This is a genomic window from Barnesiella intestinihominis YIT 11860, from assembly GCF_000296465.1.
GTDB lineage: Bacteria > Bacteroidota > Bacteroidia > Bacteroidales > Barnesiellaceae > Barnesiella > Barnesiella intestinihominis.
Map to the genome: position 1 here is coordinate 70,122 of NZ_JH815204.1, position 18,082 is coordinate 88,203.

Sequence of the window (18,082 nt, forward strand, 5' to 3'; positions counted from 1 at the left end):
TGCCGAACCGTGTCCTATCTTCGCAGTTACAAATATAGGGATAATTGTTGTTTTGTCTACCGAAATATTTGTTGTTTGAAATGGAGTATGCAGTGGATTATTCTATTTTTGACCTTATTTTGTAGAGAAAATATTTGAATTTTCTTTTGTGTTTAGATATAATGTTCGTGGGCTACTGATTCGTGTCACAGAAGGCAAGAGGGGCACGCCGTTGTATCGGACGTATATTTGTTTGAAAGAAAATCGAGGTGAGGAGATGCCGGTCGTTTGTCGTTCGATAAAATGATAGCTCCCTGTTATTTTGGGTCGGATTTCTTTCCAGACGATACTTTATCGGGATTTTTGTTGATGAAGTCTTTCCAACTGTTGTAGCTTTTTTCGAGATGAGGCCGGTTGGTCTGGTAGAAATGGCAGAGAGCGGCGGCCAATCCGTCGGTGGCATCGAGAAGGGGTGGCATATTTTCATCGGGGATATGCAGAATGCGCTGTAACATGGCGGCGACTTGTTCTTTCGATGCACTTCCGTTTCCGGTAATCGACATTTTGATTTTTAACGGAGCGTATTCGGTAATGGGAATGTCGCGGGAGAGCGCGGCTGCCATAGCGACTCCTTGCGCTCGTCCGAGTTTCAGCATGGATTGCACGTTCTTTCCGAAGAATGGAGCTTCGATAGCCATCTCGTCTGGAAGATATTGTTCGATGAGGCCTAAGACCCGCTCGAAAATGCGACGTAATCGCAGATAGTGACTTTCGAATTTGTTTAATTGAATCACGCCCAGAGTCATCAGTTCGGGGGTGTTACCGACGATACGCAAGACTCCGTAGCCCATGACGTTGGTCCCGGGGTCGATGCCGATAATAATTCTATCGTTTGTCGTGTTCATTTATAAGTCGATTACTTCCAATAGGGTACTGAATCCCAATACTTGCTTGCCGAATTTCTTTTGCATATCGCAGAGTAGTGTTTCTCCGCACTCTTCGTGCCAACGTTCGAGCGTATCGGTATCGGGCGATTTGAATTGCAGGGAAAGACTTATGCCTTCTTCCTCATTCTCAGCGAAAATACGGGTCAGTTGCGGTTCTTGTAAAGCTCCGTGTTCCAGTACAGCCGGAATATAGAAATTTTTTAACCAACTTATAAATTCATCTTTCCGAGAGTGATCGGCGTGGTATGTGGTGTTGAATATAATCATAGTGGTATGGGGTTATCTTGTTGTTCGGAGAACCATATTATTCTTTTGACAAAGGTAAAAAAAATGGGGGCAGGAGCCAAATTTATTTGGCTCCTGCCGAATGCCTGTTGCCTCGGTCTATCGTGAAGGTAAAAAAACTTCTCAATATTTTGTACAGTCGTAAAAATAGTTTTATCTTTGCACCGCATTAAGGGGGTATTAGCTCATCTGGCTAGAGCGCGACACTGGCAGTGTCGAGGTGAGCGGTTCGAGTCCGCTATACTCCACATCGTTATCCGTCTTTTGAGGTACAACAGTTTATTCCCCGGTAAAACGGGGTTTCTTTTTTTATGGGGGGCAAAAGAGATAATACAAAGCAATAGGGGTAATCACATAGTTTCTGTCGAATGTGGCTTGCAATTATTGTATGCTTTTGCTGTACTGCTCATCGAGTTGTTCTTTATCTATATGTTTATCATGCTCTCGGGCGTATCTGACAAAATCACACGGACAGTCTGCACTTAGTCGTGTGTGGTTTTCCGTGTATATTCCAACCCCTCTCCCCGGAAACAATAGTCTCCGGGGAGAGGGGTTGAGGAAAGTTTCATAGTAATTTCTGATTATGAGATTAACCCCTCCGTCCTTCGGACACCTCCCCTATATTTTGCGTTGCAAAACACAGAGGAGGAGGTTTAAAATATCCTTCCGATAGTAGAACATAAATCCTTATTCAAAGAGTCGACTTTCTTATTTTCAGAATATAGGGAAGAGGGAGATTCTTTTTCTTTTATAGTCTGGCATTTTCATGTGGCGAGCAGGAACTATCCAACCTTCTTCCCTGCCGTGTCCCATAGCATTACGGGGCACGGCAAGGAAGAAGGGTATATGTCTGATATAAACCGGCTGATGAGATACCGTTTTCAACCCCTCTGTCACTTCGTGCCACCTCCCCTATATTTTTGCATTGCAAAAACACAGAGGAGGAGGGTAAATACAATCCATTTCATTCGTTAAAATTCGGGTCTATCCCTACTAAATTTCTACTGAGTTCGAACAACCGTACTTTATACCCGATCAATAAAAAAATCGTATCAGCTTATTGATAGAATAAGCTGATACGATTTTTAACCTATTATGATCTTCCGGGGCTATCGAACGACCGGTATTTTTACATTCTCTCGGCTTCCATCGGCATGTACAATACAACAAATATAAATGCCGGTTTGCAAATTGTCAAGGCTCATATTCGTCGTATAACCATCGACATTTTGCATTTTCATTACAGCACCGTTCATATTCACCAAAGATATACTCGATAAAGCTTTGTCAGTTTGTACCACCAAGTAGCCTCCATATGTATAAACTACTGTCGAAGCTAATGTTTGGAGTTCTACTTTTGACTCCCGGTCGTTATTCAGATATACTGGTATCTTCACAATTCTACTTACAGCATCGTTATTGGCTAACACGATTTGTGCTTCATATAAAGTATTTCTCTGTAATTGGGTTGCATCTAATGATACGGTGAGCGTTTCCATAACAGAAGGAGCGACAGAGAATTCATATTTATCAAGCGAGAGCCAGTTGATAGTCGGGGTGCGATTACCCATTACATTCGCGCGAATACAGAAGTTACTATTTAAACCTAAGTCTCCTGCTGACCACCATGTATTGCCAAGTTTAACCATATCGCCGAAGCCATTTTGTACATGACCGCCGTCGATACCAATCACGAAGTCTGTCGGTTCAAAGCCATCTATATTAACACCTATCCATAAATCGGTATTCCCTATCGTCAGAGGTTGTTCGAGCACAATATGATTCCAAGACTGTGCTATTGGGGAAAAAGTCTGTCTCATCAATTCATTTCCGGCATTTGACTGTGAGCCTTGACCGAAAATTACCACCTGAGCTTTGTCGGGTACGTCGTTTATATATACATCGACACTACTGATTTGCATACCCGACAATCCAGCAAGCATATTGCCCGGAAAATACTGTGCATACACGGCCGAAGAACCACCGCTGAGCGATACTTCGCTTTCGAGTCCGTTGTCATAGCGCAATACGAATTCTGCCTGCGACTCGGTTTCTTTCGCTTTAACCGAATGGGATTTTGCAGATTTTGTAAATCTCCAAGAAGGTTTGCTATTTTTTGTAGCAAAAGCCGACTGTTTGCTGCCCGGAGAGTGAGGTAGAGCATAAAGTACCGATGCTGTTCCTGTAAGCTCTGCACTACCTTCGTTCTTTATTTCTAGCGTTACCGGTCGTACGTCGAACGATTGGTACGAATCGATGATACTTAATCCGGGTTTAATGATCGGTGAATTGTCGGAATGTTCCACGACCAGTGTATAATCTTCTGTTTCTCCATAACCATATTGACCGCAAGCGCTAAGAATGTCTTCATAAGAAGCTATGATTCGTAGGCGTCTTTCTCCCGGCACGACTACCGCCTCGTCAGGAATCGATACTTTAATAGATCCCTTAGGAAGATAACCGATAAACTCGCCCGCTTCGTCGAACGAGCCGTTTCCATTCCAATCTACCCATGCACCTATATATAGACTTCCGCCTTCACACTCTACGTTCAAATCTAGCACTTCACCGGGTTTAATGCTTGTTTTCATATCAGAAAAATCGCTGTATACGTTACCCTCGCTTGGGTTGCTAATGCTTCCAATTTTGACTGAGGTAATGTATTCGTAACTTGCATCCGTCGAATACGATTCGCAAACTATCCCTTCTTCTCTTTTTGTAATAGAGAAAAACATGGATTGATGGGCTGTTTGTTCATCGCCTTCCGTGACATTGCGTATTTCGATATTATGTTTACCCGGTTGCGAACAATCGATCCGTTGGTCAAACGTGTGTTTGTAGCTCTCCATAGAAGCTAGTGTCACACCCAGTTCTTCGGTTGCCAGTAATTTATCGTCTAAATATAATTGAAGTTTCGCATCGGATATAGCTTGCTCACCGATATTCATTACTTCCACCTGTACCTTTTCATATTTGTCGCTTGCTGTTTCCAAAGGAGATAATAAACGTTCGAACTTCAATGCTTTTTGTGCAATGTAGCCGCCGTCGCCCGTTAAACAGTAACACATGGATAACTGAGAGGTCATATATTCTTCGTAAGCCTCCATCCAAATTAAACCTATTCCGGGGACATTGCTACATGTGAACACACTGAAAGCACAATTATGCGTTTCGTTGTCTACTTTGGCGGCTGCTACCGAAAAGAAACCGCTTTCTAGACAGATTGTTTCGTCCAATTCAACCGAAAATTCGTAAATGCGTGCCAAATCATCATATTCGCTTGCACTCACTCCGGTGAATTTTCCCAAGACATCGAATTCTTTGCGGTAGACTTCTTTGCCGGGGTAACCGTCGGCTCCCATTTCATAAAACGCCACTTCAAAACGGATCGGTTCTGTCATTTCGCCATTTTCATCGATGCCGCCACGGTCGGCGCAAGACAACTACTCGTAATTTTCTTCGTCCCAAAACATGAATCTCCCTAACCAGCGAATTCCGTTCACTTTCTGATAGCATCCAGAAAAGGATTGGTAAAATTTGGTAGCTCCGTCGGCACGACCCATATCGGAACTTTGTTGTCCCATATAGTCGGCATCGCTACTAAATGCACCTGAGAGAACGGTATTAGGAGGACACCCCAATGCATCGTCAACGCTATTGCGCGGTTCTGCCTTCAAAAAAACATTGTTTTCGTATACAACCGCTACTTTTTCTTTTTCTCCAAATTTACTTGCATGCTGTTCGCCAAACACATTCACTGTAAACAACATTACAAGCAACACGCTCATGTAAATCTGTTTCATTTTCTTTGTTTTTTTAATTAGTTTAATTCTTATTTAATTATGAGAGCGCAAAATTATAATATTATAAATAAAGTAGAGAATAAAATAATTTAAATGGTTTTTTCTTAATATTATTTTATATGCAATAGGTGTATCTGTATAAAGTAGGAAAAGTATGTACAAAGACTTCCTATGAAATCTTATTTATAGGGTAAGTTTTTTGTGTAAAATTGTATGCTGTCTAACAAATTTCTGTAACTTTGAGCTTTAAGAACGATAATACTAATCGTTAAATATCATAATTGAGTATTATGAATAGATACTTTTATCACTGGATTTCTAATATTCAATGAAATAGTTTATCTCTCATGTTGGGTTTACGTCGCTTTCTGCTTTTTTTCGTAAGCGGGAAATCTATGATATGGGTATATAACAATTATCGTAAAGAAAATAATAACCATAAATTGAAATGAAGGTGAGACATTCGAGATTTTCGGTCGGAGTGATCCTGTTTGCATTAGCGATGCTTCCGACAATGGCACAAGAAAGAGCAGCCCAAATTCGGGAAAAGTTGTTGAATCGGAATCTCCACTCTGTAATCGTAGTATCGCATCGAGCAGACTGGCGTAATTTCCCTGAGAATTCGTTGGAAGCTATCGAGAGTGCAATTCGCATGGGGGTCGATGTCGTTGAACTCGATTTACAGCGGACGAAAGATGGAAAATTGATATTGATGCATGATTCTAAACTCGATCGTACGACGACCGGGAAGGGTAAGGTCTCGGATTGGACGCTCGATTCTATTAAAACATTGCGGTTAAAGAACGGTTGCAATATCAAAACAATACACAAGGTTCCCACTTTGGAAGAGGCTTTACTTGCCGCAAAGGGGAAAATAATGATTAACTTGGATAAAGCCGACCGTTATTTCGACCAAGTTTATGAATTGTTGCAAAAGACCGGCACGACCGAACAGATAATCATGAAAGGCAGTAAGCCAGCGAAAGAGGTGAAAGCTCGATTCGGGAAATATCTCGATGAGGTAATTTATATGCCCATTGTGAATCTCGATAAAGAAGATGCAAAACGACAGATAGATGTATTTGTCGAGGATATGCGGCCGGCCGCTTTCGAATTGTTGTTTGTCAAAGATAGCAACCCATTGCCCCGAATGCTTGCCGATTCGTTGAAAGGGGAGTCCCTTATTTGGTATAATACTTTGTGGGACACAATGGCGGGAGGACATGACGACGACATGTCGCTTGCCAATCCTGACGAGGGGTACGGTTATTTGATCGATGTACTCGGCTGTCGTATCATACAGACCGACCGTCCGGCATATTTGCTCGATTATCTGCGGAAACGAGGGTTACACGATTGATTTTTGTTTATTGGTAAAAAATAAATCCATGAAGATTCCGGAATCTTCATGGATTTGTGAGAATGAATAGAAGTTTTATTTATTCCCAGAGATCGGGTATGGGAGAGTGTCCCACGGCGTTAGGCGCTTGATGGAAAGGTGTTTTTGTACCGGAATGTATTTCATATAGCGATTTGGCTGCTTCGATAGCCGCATCGACCATATAGGGATAGGGCCTGTCGGTAACGTCGATAAAACCGCAATTGTAATTCTCCCCGTCGGTGCGTCCGTTGATGTTCTGATCGATCCATCGGAACCAGCCTGTACCGATGAGCCCTCGGTGAGCAAAGGCGTTTTCGGTATAATACCGAAAAGCATCTCCTCTTTCTTTTTGTGAGTTCACTTGCCATAGGGATTGTGCGAGTCCTCTGTCGACTGTCCCGAAGTGGTACTCCCCGATAATCATCGGCAAGCCAGAGATTTCCAAAGCATGATTCATTTTTTCGTGGTCGGGAGATAGAGCGTAGCAGTTGAAACTCAAAGCATCGAACGACTCTTTACTAATTCGTAGCAATTCGTCGTCTAATTGCTCTATGTAGCCATATCTTATTCCTAAGTTCAGATGATTGGGATCGTTCTTCTTTAACGATTTGGATATGGCTTTCATGAGTTTCTCGAATGTATTATATATAAAAGTTTTGCGGGAGTCGGGTGTATCGCCGGATTCTTTCAGAAAATTTTGTAATTCTGTTTTGATGGGGCGATCTTTTCCATTTAGAATTAAGGAACACAGGCGATTTTCTTTCGAAATCCAAGCGGGTTCGTTTCCGATGAAATAGCCTATTAACCAATGATTGTTTTTGTATTTTGCCACATTACGGGCAATCGCTTCGTCTATCTTTTTTTCAATTCCGTTGTCATATACGTCCATCAATCCCATCAGTTCGTTTTCGAACCCTATATTTTCCAAAGGTAGAATGAATGCTTTTCGATTCTTGTCGTATATAGTTTTATCCGACCAGTTTGCAAGGGTATTCAATCCCCACTTGTCCATTCTTTTGATTGTCATTTCGGCAGCTCGGTCGAGATAATTTTTTCCGTATCGACGATATAGGTTCCAGATACCGAAAGAGGCTGTATGTGTTTCGGGCGATACATTCTCGGATTCGACGAAAAGTTCTCTGGGCGGAAGTTCTTGAAACATATTTGTGCATTTGTCGGTGTTTTTCGTGTAGTAGTCTCCTATGGGGGCGACGCAATCGACCCCATAGGAGAGGAATAAATATCCGTCCGGGTCGATGAGCCACCAACGATCGTCGATCTGTTCTGTCCTGAAAAAGCCCGTCGATTTTACTCGTTTGTTCAAATAGCCTCCATAACGGGAATAGTTGAAATTTTCTGTTTCGTTAATTTCGGTTTCTTCTTGCAGCCATTCTTTTTGAAGTTGTTCTTCGGAGTAAATTTTTCCTTCATAGTCGCCCAAGTTCCATTGACCGAACTTGTCGAAAGCGGGCTTATTCTCTAAGTACCTGTCGCCGGGATCGTCTTTTGACAAAGCGATCGATCGCAGTTCGATCGTAGGGTTATCGATAGGGGCTCTCATGCGTATGCCTATTGAATCTACTCCTGTCAAAGGGCCTCGTTTTCCTCCCAAGTTGATCCAGCCTGTTATTCTCGGTTGATTGGAAGTTGCTGCTATATCGTGTTTGGCAACGGGTAGTTCTCTGAAAAATCTCAGTGGAATGGTTAATTTGTTCCATGCGTTGGGAACATATGATATAAGTCGTAGTTCGTTGTATCCTGAGTCGGTGGTGAATCCTAATTGAAATCGCTGTGGCGTGGTGGAACGAAATTCTATGGTTACATAGTCATACTCGTCCCAATCGGTAGGTAGTTGGGGTGCGATGTCTTTTATCGCGATTTTTTTACCCGACACGATTTTCTTGCTGTCGAATTGGAATTTTACAGAATCGTTGGTATGGCATGATGTCAAACCGAGAACGAGGGAAATGATTCCGTAGGATAACAGTCTGTTTTTCATGATTGATGGGATTTGTGATTTTTATTTTTTTCGGGAAGTGGTATGGAATATTGAATGTCGTTTTCGGCGAATACTCGTACGTAATCTACATACATATCCGATGCATTCCCGAAACGTTCGAGGTCGATAGGCCAACCGCTTATTCCTCCGATCGCATAGTTTATCAGGAAGAAAAGCGGTTTTTCTTTTGATATGTCGTTCGTTGGATGCCTCAGTACTTCGATACCGTCGAAATAGTATATCGTTTCGTCTCGTCCTACATATAGACCATAGGTATGGAAGGTGGTGGACCAATATGATTTTCCACCCAGTTCCATGATGGGAACTCGTTTATTAAAGCGTTTTTTATATGTCCCATCGGGTTCTTTTTGTCCCCAGAAATGGCTCGTGATGGAGTAACCCGGGTGGTTGGGGTTACCTTTTCCTACCCCTCCATAGGCTTCGACAATATCCAGTTCGTCTCCATTGATGCCTCGGTCGATGCTGGTGAGAGTCCAAAATGCAGGCCAAGTACCGGGCGCAGACTGGGCGGTAAACCTACATTCGAGATAACAGGGGGCTTTTGTGAAAAATCCTTCACCGTCCATATTTACAGACGATATTAGTCCTGAGCTTCCTTTTGTTCCGGCTCTTTTACGGGCTTTAATTTTCAAATAGGTGTCGACTTGTTCGAAAGGATTATCAGGACCGTCGACATCGGAAAATGGCCAGCCGCTGAAATCTCCGTATCGGGGCTTGTGAGCGCAGTACCGGGCGTTTTTGCCGTCATTGGATATGGATAATTCATTATCGAAGTCATCTTCAAATACGAGTTTCAGTCCTTTGGCCTGAGAGGGAACGGTATCCGGTATACCGTAATTCCATTTTTTACCGGCTTTGTTGTAGAGCTGTAACTCAAATACATCTTTTTTCCCCTCGTTGTTACTTGCGTATATGCGGATATTTGTAGGGCCGTAGGGGAAGTCCCGGGCTGGAAAGACGAAAGAGACCTTTTCAGCTCCTTTTGTTTCAATTCCTCCCGGGGTGAGGTTTACATCGTGCCCCCATTTATTGGGTTGTCCTGTCGTGGGTTGTTGCCAACAATAAGCATATACTCGATTCATTCCCGGTGCTCTCAATGTGATTTTTGTGTCGTCGGTGATAACTGTACGTAATCGAGGTGTGATTATTTCGATCGATTTCGTCCACTTGTCGTGAGTCGTATCGTTTCGGCTGAAATTGAAATCGGCATAGATATTTTGATTGTGAGATGTCTGAGCGGTTATAAAAAATATATTCAGTATGGACAGTATTACGGTGTATTGCCAAAGATTTTTTCTTGATTTCATAGGTTGAAGTGTCGTTTAACTGGTAATCAGATGTAAGTTCTTTTTTATAAAGACGATAAAGAGAGCTTTTTGTGTACTACTTTATCGATGTTTTTTTGTTCAAAAAGGGCTTTCCTTTCTATTCGTAATATGTCATTGTATTTCATAGCGGGGTTCAACGAAGGGGTGGGACGGGTTCCCGAAATTTTCGAACTGTTTTTGGAACTTCTCATAGGGAATGATGTTTACAAACTGAAAAGCGAGATGGAATGTTTAGCTCTTTTTGTATGGAGTTTGGGGAAATTGTTAGAAATTTATATGCAAGAATTGGGTTTTACAGATTTTTTGTATCTTTACGCCTCGTAATTTAAATGAATAGAATATGAAAAAGATTAGAGCTGCCATTGTCGGTTATGGCAATATAGGGCATTTTGTTTTAGATGCTTTGCAAGTCGCTCCTGATTTTGAAATAGCGGGTATAGTCCGTCGTCGTGTTTCGGAGGTTCCCATAGAATTGTCGGCTTATCCGGTAGTGTCTTCTCTCGACGAGTTGAAAGATGTGGACGTCGCTATTCTTTGTACGCCTACTCGCGAAGTGGAGCATTTCGCTATCAAGGCTCTCGAAAAGGGTATACGAACCGTGGATAGTTTCGATATTCACACACAGATATGCGATTTGCGCAAAACGCTCGATGCAGCAGCGAAAAAATACAATTCGGTCGCTATTATATCGGCGGGTTGGGATCCCGGAACGGATTCGGTCGTGCGAGCCCTTATGGAGGCTTGTGCCCCCAAAGGTATCACGTATACTAATTTCGGTCCCGGTATGAGTATGGGACATACGGTCGCTGTGAAGGCTATCGCCGGAGTAAAAGCGGCTTTATCGATGACTATACCTTTGGGAACGGGTATACATCGTCGTATGGTTTATATCGAACTTGAAGAGGGTTATACATTCGAAGAGGTGGCTCACGCTATAAAGACTGACAATTATTTCGCCCATGATGAAACGCATGTCATGCAGGTGGAGAGTGTCGATGCTTTGAAAGATATGGGGCATGGGGTGAACATGACTCGGAAGGGTGTTTCGGGAAAGACACAGAACCAGCGGTTCGAGTTCAATATGTCTATCAATAATCCAGCATTGACAGCTCAGGTTTTAGTATGTACGGCTCGTGCCGCTATGTTGCAACGTCCTGGTTGCTATACGTTAATCGAAATTCCTGTTATCGATTTACTGTATGGTGATCGAGACGAGTTGGTGCGTCGGTTGGTATAAGCTAAATAAATTTGTTTATTCGACGAGATTGTAACAAACAATAGAAGGGGGAAATGGTTTTATCATTTTTTCTTCTATTGTTTTTCGTATCTTTGGTTGGGTTAAATATAGGTTGCGGTTCGGCATAGTCAAATCGGAAACGAGGTTTTCGTTTGTCTCTGCGCTCACCTTGCACTATCTTTGCCTCTGCCAATATCGGTAGGGTTTTATTTTTACTAAAATATGTTGACTGAATTTATTACATGGACTGCTAATCCGGCTCTTTACGACGGCTTTATCGAGATACGGTGGTACGGATTGTTTTTTGCTATCGGTTTTATTGTCGGTTACAACATGATGGAACGCATGTTTCGTCATGAGCAGGTGAACCTGAAATGGCTCGATTCGTTGTTTATTTATGTGGTAATCGCGACGGTTTTGGGCGCTCGCTTGGGACATTGCTTGTTTTATGCATGGGATTATTATTCGCAGCACCCCTTAGAAATATTGAAAGTGTGGGAAGGCGGTTTGGCGAGTCACGGAGGTGCGATAGGGATTATTATCGCCATTTGGCTATATTCCCGACGGGTTACTCACCGGAATATGTTGTGGACTTTTGACCGATTGGTCGTTCCGGTCGCTTTGGTCGCTGCGCTTATTCGTACGGGTAATTTGATGAATCATGAGATTTACGGACATGTGACGACTTTGCCGTGGGGATTCCGGTTCATACAGAATTTATCGGAGTGGATGAAGGGTGCTGCCCCTATTTTTACGGAACCGTCGCACCCTACCCAGATTTATGAGGCTTTGTGTTATCTGCTTCTGTTCGGATTGCTTTTGTATATGTATTGGAAACGTAATGCGGAGGAACGGGAGGGTCTTATTTTCGGGACCTTTTTGATAGGCATATTTCTACCTCGTTTTTGTATCGAGTTTATCAAGAACAATCAAGAGGTGTTCGAGGAGACTATGTTGTTGAATATGGGGCAGTTGTTGAGTATTCCGTTCGTTATCGCCGGGGTGTGGTTGGTTATTCGTGCTTTGTCTCGACCGAGAGTGCCGATTAAATTTGCGAAGGAGAAAAAGAAATAGATTGTACAATTTTTCTATTTCTAACCCCTCTTCTATTGCTTTGCGACTCCCCGTAATACTACGGGAGACGGCAGGGGAGGAGTATAGAAACTTTCCAACAACGTTGCTATACTGTTTTTTAACCCCTCCGTCCTTCGGACACCTCCCCTATATTTCGCTGTGCAAAACACAGGGGAGGAGGATTGAAAAGCTGCCTTTTTCCCATGCTGTTTTGTGACACTCCGCAATGCTACGGGGCACGGCAGGGGGGGAGGAGTATAGAAATCTTACAACAACGTTGCTATACTGTTTTTCAACCCCTCCGTCCTTCGGACACCTCCCCTATATTTCGCTGTACAAAACACAGGGAGGAGGTTTAAAATATCTTCCCAATAGTGGGACATAAATCCTTATTCTAAGAGTCGACTTCCTTATTTTCAGAATATAGGGAGGAGGGAGATTCTTTTTCCTTTATGGTCTAGTATTTTTATGTGGCGAACGGGAGCTATTTAACCTACTCTCCCTCTGCTCGTCGAAGATGAGATATTTTCGTTTTAACCCTCTCGCCCTGCGGGCACTCCCCCTATATTCGCTTACGGAAACACCCCGTAATGTTGCGGGATAGGGCAGGGGCGAAGGTGAGGGATTCTTGTTTGCCAAGAGAAATCTTATAGCCTTATCTGCAAAAATCATACGAAATTTCCTATCGGCCTCGGAGTAGGGGCGGAGTGTCAGATATGGTTTTTCCCTTTTTCGGCTTTTGGATTCACCGGAAATCGCCGATCAGTAATCGTATTCGAGCGTGAAATCGTCTAAGAAGAGTACGCTACCGTCACCCCCGGTGAAATAGTCGCCATATTTACTAGCTGATGCTACTACTACGATATAGGTGGGAATCCGGTCGGTATCTCGATATTCGAGTTCAAGAGTGAACGGTGTGTATTCGGTTACGGATTTTCCGCTGTACATATCGGCATAAGCGATAATATGCGGATCGTTTTTATCGAATAGTTTGCGGTCACTTGGTTTTGTGCGTATCTCGACCGGTTCGCTCCAATCCCCGAGTGCTATGAAGATTTGGCAGGTATCGGGTTGTCCGATAAGATATTTCATCTCGTCGTTCGATTTGTTTATCTCGACCGAGGTGTATTTGAAATATCCTTTTAGCCGTGTGGGGCGTTGGGTAAATTGTTTTCCGAAGTTGAGCACTCCGTTGGTTCCTTCTGTACGGAGGTAATTTCCCGTGTACATATTCCCGGCAGCCAGTTTCCCGATGGAACCTATTCCTACGAACTTGGTCGCTAATTTAGCCGCTTGTCCGGTTCCCGACCAAGTGTCGTCGGTGGGTTGTGTATTGCTGTCACCCAATGTAGTGGCTCCTTTATTGCCTGTATCCCAGAAGTTTTCGCTTCCTTCGGCCCATGGATTCCAGACTTTTCCTACTTTGTTCCAATCGTCGAAACTTCCGTTGGGAAGTTCGGCTGCGCTTCCGGTCGTAAATGTTATTTCGTTCCCTGTCAAGTCACCAGATACGGCTCGGCATACATAGGTCGTGTTGGCTTTCAAATGTATCATGCGAGCGGTGAAACTTCCCTTATCGTGTGTGACGTATTCGTCGGGGACTTTTTCCCATGTGCCGGCTGTCGCTTCTTTTATTTCGAATCCATTTTCGGCATCTTCTTTTCCGCTACCGTGCAGCCAAGCAACATTCGTCCAAGCATCGACCCCGTCGGTAGATATTTCGGATTCAGATGGTACGATATATAGGGTCCATTCTTCCATAATACCGTGGTATACGATAATGACTTTTTGGTATCCCAAAGAGAAATCGGTGAGTTTTTCTTTTTCGGGAGAATATGAGGTTATTCCCTGAGGGCCTAAAACGAGCTCGGTGATTTTTATGTTCGCTAAATCGATGTCTTTATTGACATAGGCAATGGCTCTGTGATTATGGGCATCGAATACCGGTGCTCCTATTTGTCCCTCTACTCTGAAACTTCTTTCGATATTTTGGGTGGCATTTATCGTCCATGTGTAGTCTTGATAGATGGAGAGTGTCAACGTGTAACTTTTGGAGAGGTCGATAATCGAATCGGAAGGAAGATCGGATACGGCTCCTTCGGTGAGATCGAGGGTTTCGATATGTACTCGTCGCAAATCGACCGTATCGGACAATTCCATCGTTACCATGCGTTTGTCGTTGTCGATAGCGGCTGTACCGATTTGTCCGTCGGCGGAGATCCCTAATATCTGCGCTTTGATGCGAGGGTAGGGAATATCGTTCTTAATACAAGCCGATAAGAGGAGTGTACATAAAAGAGAGTATATGATGTGTATATAGTTTCGTTTCATTTTACTTCTATATGTGCAGGCACATGCCAATGTTGATGTTGAACAAGTTTATTTTGAAATCGGCTCCGCTCGATCTGCGACTTCCGGTTTCTTCGTTATTCGTCGTTTGTTTGATCGTTCCGTATCGTAATCCGGCTACTCCGAACGAAACACTGGTACTGATGTTGTTCATGATAAATACGCAAAATCCCGGATTTAACCCCAATTTGATTTCAGATGTCGTTGTTTTGGTATTTTTCAATGACTCGTCGCTCCCTCTTACAAAGCGGTTCGAACCGCTTGAAAAGGCTAATTCCGTTTCGTTGAAGAAGCCGAAGCGCTTGTTTTTGTCGATTCCGATATATGCCCTATGGAACAGAGCGGCCGAGAAGGTCTCGCCTAAATAACGTATATCGCCCAAATTGAATTGCATATCGTCGTCGATGTCTATATCCAAATTGTCTAAGTTTGCACTTAAATGACTGTATCCGAGTTTTATACCTATACATTCGTTATCTTTGATGAAATAGCCTACGAATGGGTTCAGGGTAGTTATGTTGCCTTTGAAATTAAAATCTTTGATGAAGATCAGGAGGTTATTGTCTTTACTGTCGAATTCTCCGTGCGAGAGAGTCAAACCTGCGATCCATTGCTTTTGGGGAATGAGCAGATAGTTTTTCAATCCCCGTTTGTATTTTTTTCTGCTGAGCCCGTGTTTTTCGGCGATCGTATCGGGCTCGGACGTGGCGACAGAAGTGTTTCCCGGAACGATGGTTACCGTATCGGGAATGACGGTTGTCGAATCTTGCACTTCGGCATGAAGCAATATTTGTCCGGGAATGAGTATTCCTATTAAAATCAATATGTATTTTAAGTTTTTCATAAATAAAAAGCGATACCTAAACCCAAAGAAAAGATGTTGACTTTGAAGTTTGCCATGTTTTGAGACCGTTTACCGGTATAAACTTGGTCGGTGGTCTGTTTGACATGACTGTAATTAAAACCTAATAAGCCGACGTTTACCTCGATGGCTGTGTAGTCATTGAGAAATGCCATGAGCCCCGGCGCTATTCCGATATTGAAGTTGAACGAACGCTCGAATGTTCCTGTGAGAGATTCTCCCGACCCGTTTACCATTTTCGATTCTCCACCACCCAAAGAGAGTTGCAGTTCATTGAAAAGTCCGAAGCGGCTACTGTTCCCGATACTGATGTAGTTACGCATGATCGCCATTCCCGAATAGGAGTGGCTCAGACTATACACGTTGTCCATGTCGAAGTTGAGATCGTCGCCTATTTTGATGGAGGCATTGTCGAGTTTCGTCAGGCTTCGTTCATAGGCAAACCGACCTCCCAATCCCAAATTATCTTTGACGATGTAGCAAAACATGGGGCTTACTTTGAATGTGTAGCCTATACCGTCCATGTTTTCGATGACGAGGAACTGGTAGTTGTCGTTGCTATATTCGGAATAGGATATGGAATTACCTACTACCCATTGTCCTTTGGGTATGAATGTATTTAGTACAATACCTCGGTCGAACTCCTGAGCGTGAACCGTAGTAAGGCTTACCCCTAAAAGCAGAGATGAGCATATCGCAGAGATGAGTTTATTCATAAATCAATTCTAAATCGTCGAGCCACATGGTACTACCCGTGCTACCTGTAAAGTAGTCTCCGTATTTGCTGGCAGAGGCCACGATTACAATGTAGTTGGGAATACGGGTGAGAGAACGGTAATCGATAGGAATTTCGAATTCCAGAAGTCCGCCGTCTTCTCCCTGTGTTTGGGTTGTTAAATCCCATTCGCCATAGGCAATTATTTTTTCGTCGTTTTTATCGAACAGGTTTTTATCTTTTGTCGTGATACGTACCGGAGCATCCCAGTCTCCAAGTGCGATATAGACACTGCCTATATCCGTTGCGCCATTTGTAAGTGCATCAGTTTCGGAATAGTCTACGGTTCCCGGCGTGTATTTAATGTATCCGCGAAGTTTGGACGGTCGCGAGGTAAATGTTCGTCCGAAATCGAGGATACCGTTCGTACCGTCTCGTCCGATAAACTGTCCGGTGAACAAGTTTCCGGCAGCAAATTTGCCAATACCCATGACACCAACGAATTGAGATTGTAATTTAACAGAGTATTTACCGCTGTGTTTGTAGGTCTCGTCGGGTGTAGTCACGTTTTTATTCATCGTCGCAGAACCGTGGTTCCCGCTATCCCAAAACATTTCCCCTCCTTGCGGGTATATTACCATTGCTTTGTCCGGGGTATGCCAATCTTCGAAACTGCTGTTGGGCAGTTTCGTCGCTTCTTCGGTAGTGAACGTTATTGTTTTTACCGAGGCTTGTGTTCCTGCAACGGCTTGATATTCGTATGTCGTTCCCGGTTCGAGTTGCGTTACCTCGGCAGATATACTTGTTCCCGACAGGACGGCAGGAACGGATATCCATTCTTGCGAACCGGATTTGCGATATTGGAAAGAGAGAGTTTCCGATGTTTCTTTTACCAAAGTCCCTGATAGCGTGGCTTTCTTTGCCCAGATACCGGATCTTGCCGGGGCTTCCGTAACGACTATGGCATCGGATACGACTATCGTCAAAACCTGTGTATTTTCTTTTTCATTTGTATCGACGGCTTTTATTGTGAAGATATATTCTCCATCGGGGAGCGATTTTACAAAGTTCTCGGACAGAGTGATTTTTGCGTTCGAAAGGTCTTTATCTTCCTGATAGATGTGTTTTGCTCCGATGCCTTTGACTTGAAATTCCGTGATGATGCCTTCGGGGGCCGACAGGAAATCGATGGAATCGGCCGAGAGTCCTAAGGAGGGGAATTTTTCACAAGAAAGTTTTACATTTTTCAATTTGGTCGCGGCATTCACCCAAATCGCAGCTTCTTTTCCGCTGTTCGTTTCGTAATAAAGCGGTTGGGTTATATCGAATTTGTCTCCGACAATTTGCGGACGTTGTGTAATCACTACATTATGGGTGGAGTCTACGGTCGATTCATTTACTTTGACGTCGATGAATGTACCTCCGGTCGCTGCGTTGTCGGCGTTATAGCTGAATGTGAATGCGTATTTCGTCGCTTTAACTACGTTTTCGACAACCCCCGATTGGGTATAGTTTTTACCGTCTGTTTTTTTCCCTTCGAAACTCCATGCCAAGCTGCGGTCTTTCCCGTTGAGCATATAGTATCCTACGGAATCTACGGTAGATTCTGTAAATGAGAGCTCGCCGGTAGTAGTAAATATTTTTACTTTATAGTCGGTTACGACGTTTGCTAACTCGGGCGAGAACGCAACCGTCGCCAACGTATTTGCAATAGTACATTTTACTTCGGCCGAGGTAGTTTCTCCGCTTTGGACGGCGAAGTCGGCCGATCCTGTATAATAGGGGGTATCGAATGCTGCCGGGACAGAATCTCCGGCTATTACAAAGACATGATACTGTCCGCTTGCCAAGTTCAGTATGTCGGGCATGAGATTTTCTCTATCGTAATAACGAATGAGCCCTTTACTGCTGTATATGCGGGTTTGCATGGAGGCGTATATGCCCGGGTCGATAGCACGGGAAACGACAGCCACCTCGTCGGAAACTTTTACGTTCAACCGTACCGATCCTTCGCCGAGGGTCATGTCTTCTTCTTTACAAGCCGATAGCAGTCCTACAAGGAGCAGTCCGCAAGTAAAGTATGTTTTTATATAGCGTTTCAT

14 protein-coding genes and 1 tRNA gene are annotated in these 18,082 nt (G+C 43.5%); 5 read left to right on the top strand and 10 right to left on the bottom strand.

Annotation, left to right across the window (positions count from 1 at the left end; all coding sequences use genetic code 11):
* Positions 1-296: 296 nt before the first annotated feature.
* Together ruvC and HMPREF9448_RS05060 are read right to left on the bottom strand one after the other, a co-directional pair.
* Positions 297-884, bottom strand: coding sequence for a crossover junction endodeoxyribonuclease RuvC (ruvC, locus tag HMPREF9448_RS05055; protein WP_008861519.1), 588 nt, complete (start codon positions 882-884; stop codon positions 297-299).
* Positions 885-1,193, bottom strand: coding sequence for a DUF4286 family protein (locus HMPREF9448_RS05060; RefSeq protein ID WP_008861520.1), 309 nt, complete (start codon positions 1,191-1,193; stop codon positions 885-887).
* Between the two features lie 192 nt (positions 1,194-1,385).
* Between HMPREF9448_RS05060 and HMPREF9448_RS05065 the strand changes: the two genes are divergently transcribed.
* Positions 1,386-1,459 (top strand) — tRNA-Ala (locus tag HMPREF9448_RS05065).
* 861 nt (positions 1,460-2,320) lie between these two features.
* Here HMPREF9448_RS05065 and HMPREF9448_RS05070 read toward each other — a convergent pair.
* Positions 2,321-4,612, bottom strand: a complete 2,292-nt coding sequence (locus HMPREF9448_RS05070; RefSeq protein ID WP_157260346.1) for a GEVED domain-containing protein — start codon at positions 4,610-4,612, stop codon at positions 2,321-2,323.
* A 42-nt stretch (positions 4,613-4,654) separates the two neighbouring features.
* Positions 4,655-5,014 (bottom strand): hypothetical protein, encoded by a 360-nt coding sequence (locus tag HMPREF9448_RS05075; RefSeq protein ID WP_008861522.1) that lies wholly within the window; start codon positions 5,012-5,014, stop codon positions 4,655-4,657.
* A gap of 514 nt (positions 5,015-5,528) precedes the next feature.
* On the opposite strand from HMPREF9448_RS05075, the gene HMPREF9448_RS05080 reads away from it, so the two are divergent.
* The gene (locus HMPREF9448_RS05080; RefSeq protein WP_371417658.1) at positions 5,529-6,374 is read left to right on the top strand and encodes a glycerophosphodiester phosphodiesterase family protein; all 846 of its coding nucleotides are present in this window, start codon (positions 5,529-5,531) and stop codon (positions 6,372-6,374) included.
* 79 nt (positions 6,375-6,453) lie between these two features.
* On the opposite strand, the gene HMPREF9448_RS05085 is transcribed toward HMPREF9448_RS05080, so the two are convergent.
* A complete protein-coding gene (locus HMPREF9448_RS05085; protein WP_008861524.1) occupies positions 6,454-8,394 on the bottom strand; it encodes a hypothetical protein in 1,941 nt (646 codons plus the stop codon).
* Positions 8,391-9,722, bottom strand: coding sequence for a glycoside hydrolase family 16 protein (locus tag HMPREF9448_RS05090; RefSeq protein ID WP_008861525.1), 1,332 nt, complete (start codon positions 9,720-9,722; stop codon positions 8,391-8,393). The genes HMPREF9448_RS05085 and HMPREF9448_RS05090 overlap by 4 nt, the downstream gene beginning before the upstream one ends.
* Positions 9,723-9,851: 129 nt before the next feature.
* Between HMPREF9448_RS05090 and HMPREF9448_RS05095 the strand changes: the two genes are divergently transcribed.
* The 3 genes from HMPREF9448_RS05095 to lgt all read left to right on the top strand — a co-directional run bounded on the left by HMPREF9448_RS05095 (position 9,852) and on the right by lgt (position 12,054).
* Positions 9,852-10,067 carry a hypothetical protein gene (locus HMPREF9448_RS05095; RefSeq protein ID WP_008861526.1) on the top strand — a complete coding sequence of 72 codons (216 nt, stop codon included), beginning with the start codon at positions 9,852-9,854 and terminating at the stop codon, positions 10,065-10,067.
* Positions 10,068-10,083: 16 nt separating this feature from the next.
* On the top strand, positions 10,084-10,980 hold the full coding sequence (locus HMPREF9448_RS05100) for a diaminopimelate dehydrogenase (protein WP_008861527.1): 897 nt from the start codon (positions 10,084-10,086) through the stop codon (positions 10,978-10,980).
* 225 nt (positions 10,981-11,205) lie between these two features.
* Positions 11,206-12,054, top strand: a complete 849-nt coding sequence (lgt, locus tag HMPREF9448_RS05110) for a prolipoprotein diacylglyceryl transferase (protein ID WP_040296064.1) — start codon at positions 11,206-11,208, stop codon at positions 12,052-12,054.
* Positions 12,055-12,816: 762 nt separating this feature from the next.
* Here lgt and HMPREF9448_RS05115 read toward each other — a convergent pair.
* The 4 genes from HMPREF9448_RS05115 to HMPREF9448_RS05130 are packed head-to-tail and all read right to left on the bottom strand — an operon-like array spanning position 12,817 to position 18,082.
* Positions 12,817-14,385, bottom strand: coding sequence for a PCMD domain-containing protein (locus HMPREF9448_RS05115; RefSeq protein ID WP_008861530.1), 1,569 nt, complete (start codon positions 14,383-14,385; stop codon positions 12,817-12,819).
* 7 nt (positions 14,386-14,392) lie between these two features.
* Positions 14,393-15,247 (bottom strand): hypothetical protein, encoded by an 855-nt coding sequence (locus tag HMPREF9448_RS05120; protein ID WP_008861531.1) that lies wholly within the window; start codon positions 15,245-15,247, stop codon positions 14,393-14,395.
* A complete protein-coding gene (locus HMPREF9448_RS05125) occupies positions 15,244-15,981 on the bottom strand; it encodes a hypothetical protein (protein ID WP_008861532.1) in 738 nt (245 codons plus the stop codon). Before HMPREF9448_RS05125 ends, HMPREF9448_RS05120 begins: the two co-directional genes overlap by 4 nt.
* Entirely contained in the window at positions 15,974-18,082 is a 2,109-nt protein-coding gene (locus HMPREF9448_RS05130) for a PCMD domain-containing protein (protein ID WP_008861533.1), read from the bottom strand. Before HMPREF9448_RS05130 ends, HMPREF9448_RS05125 begins: the two co-directional genes overlap by 8 nt.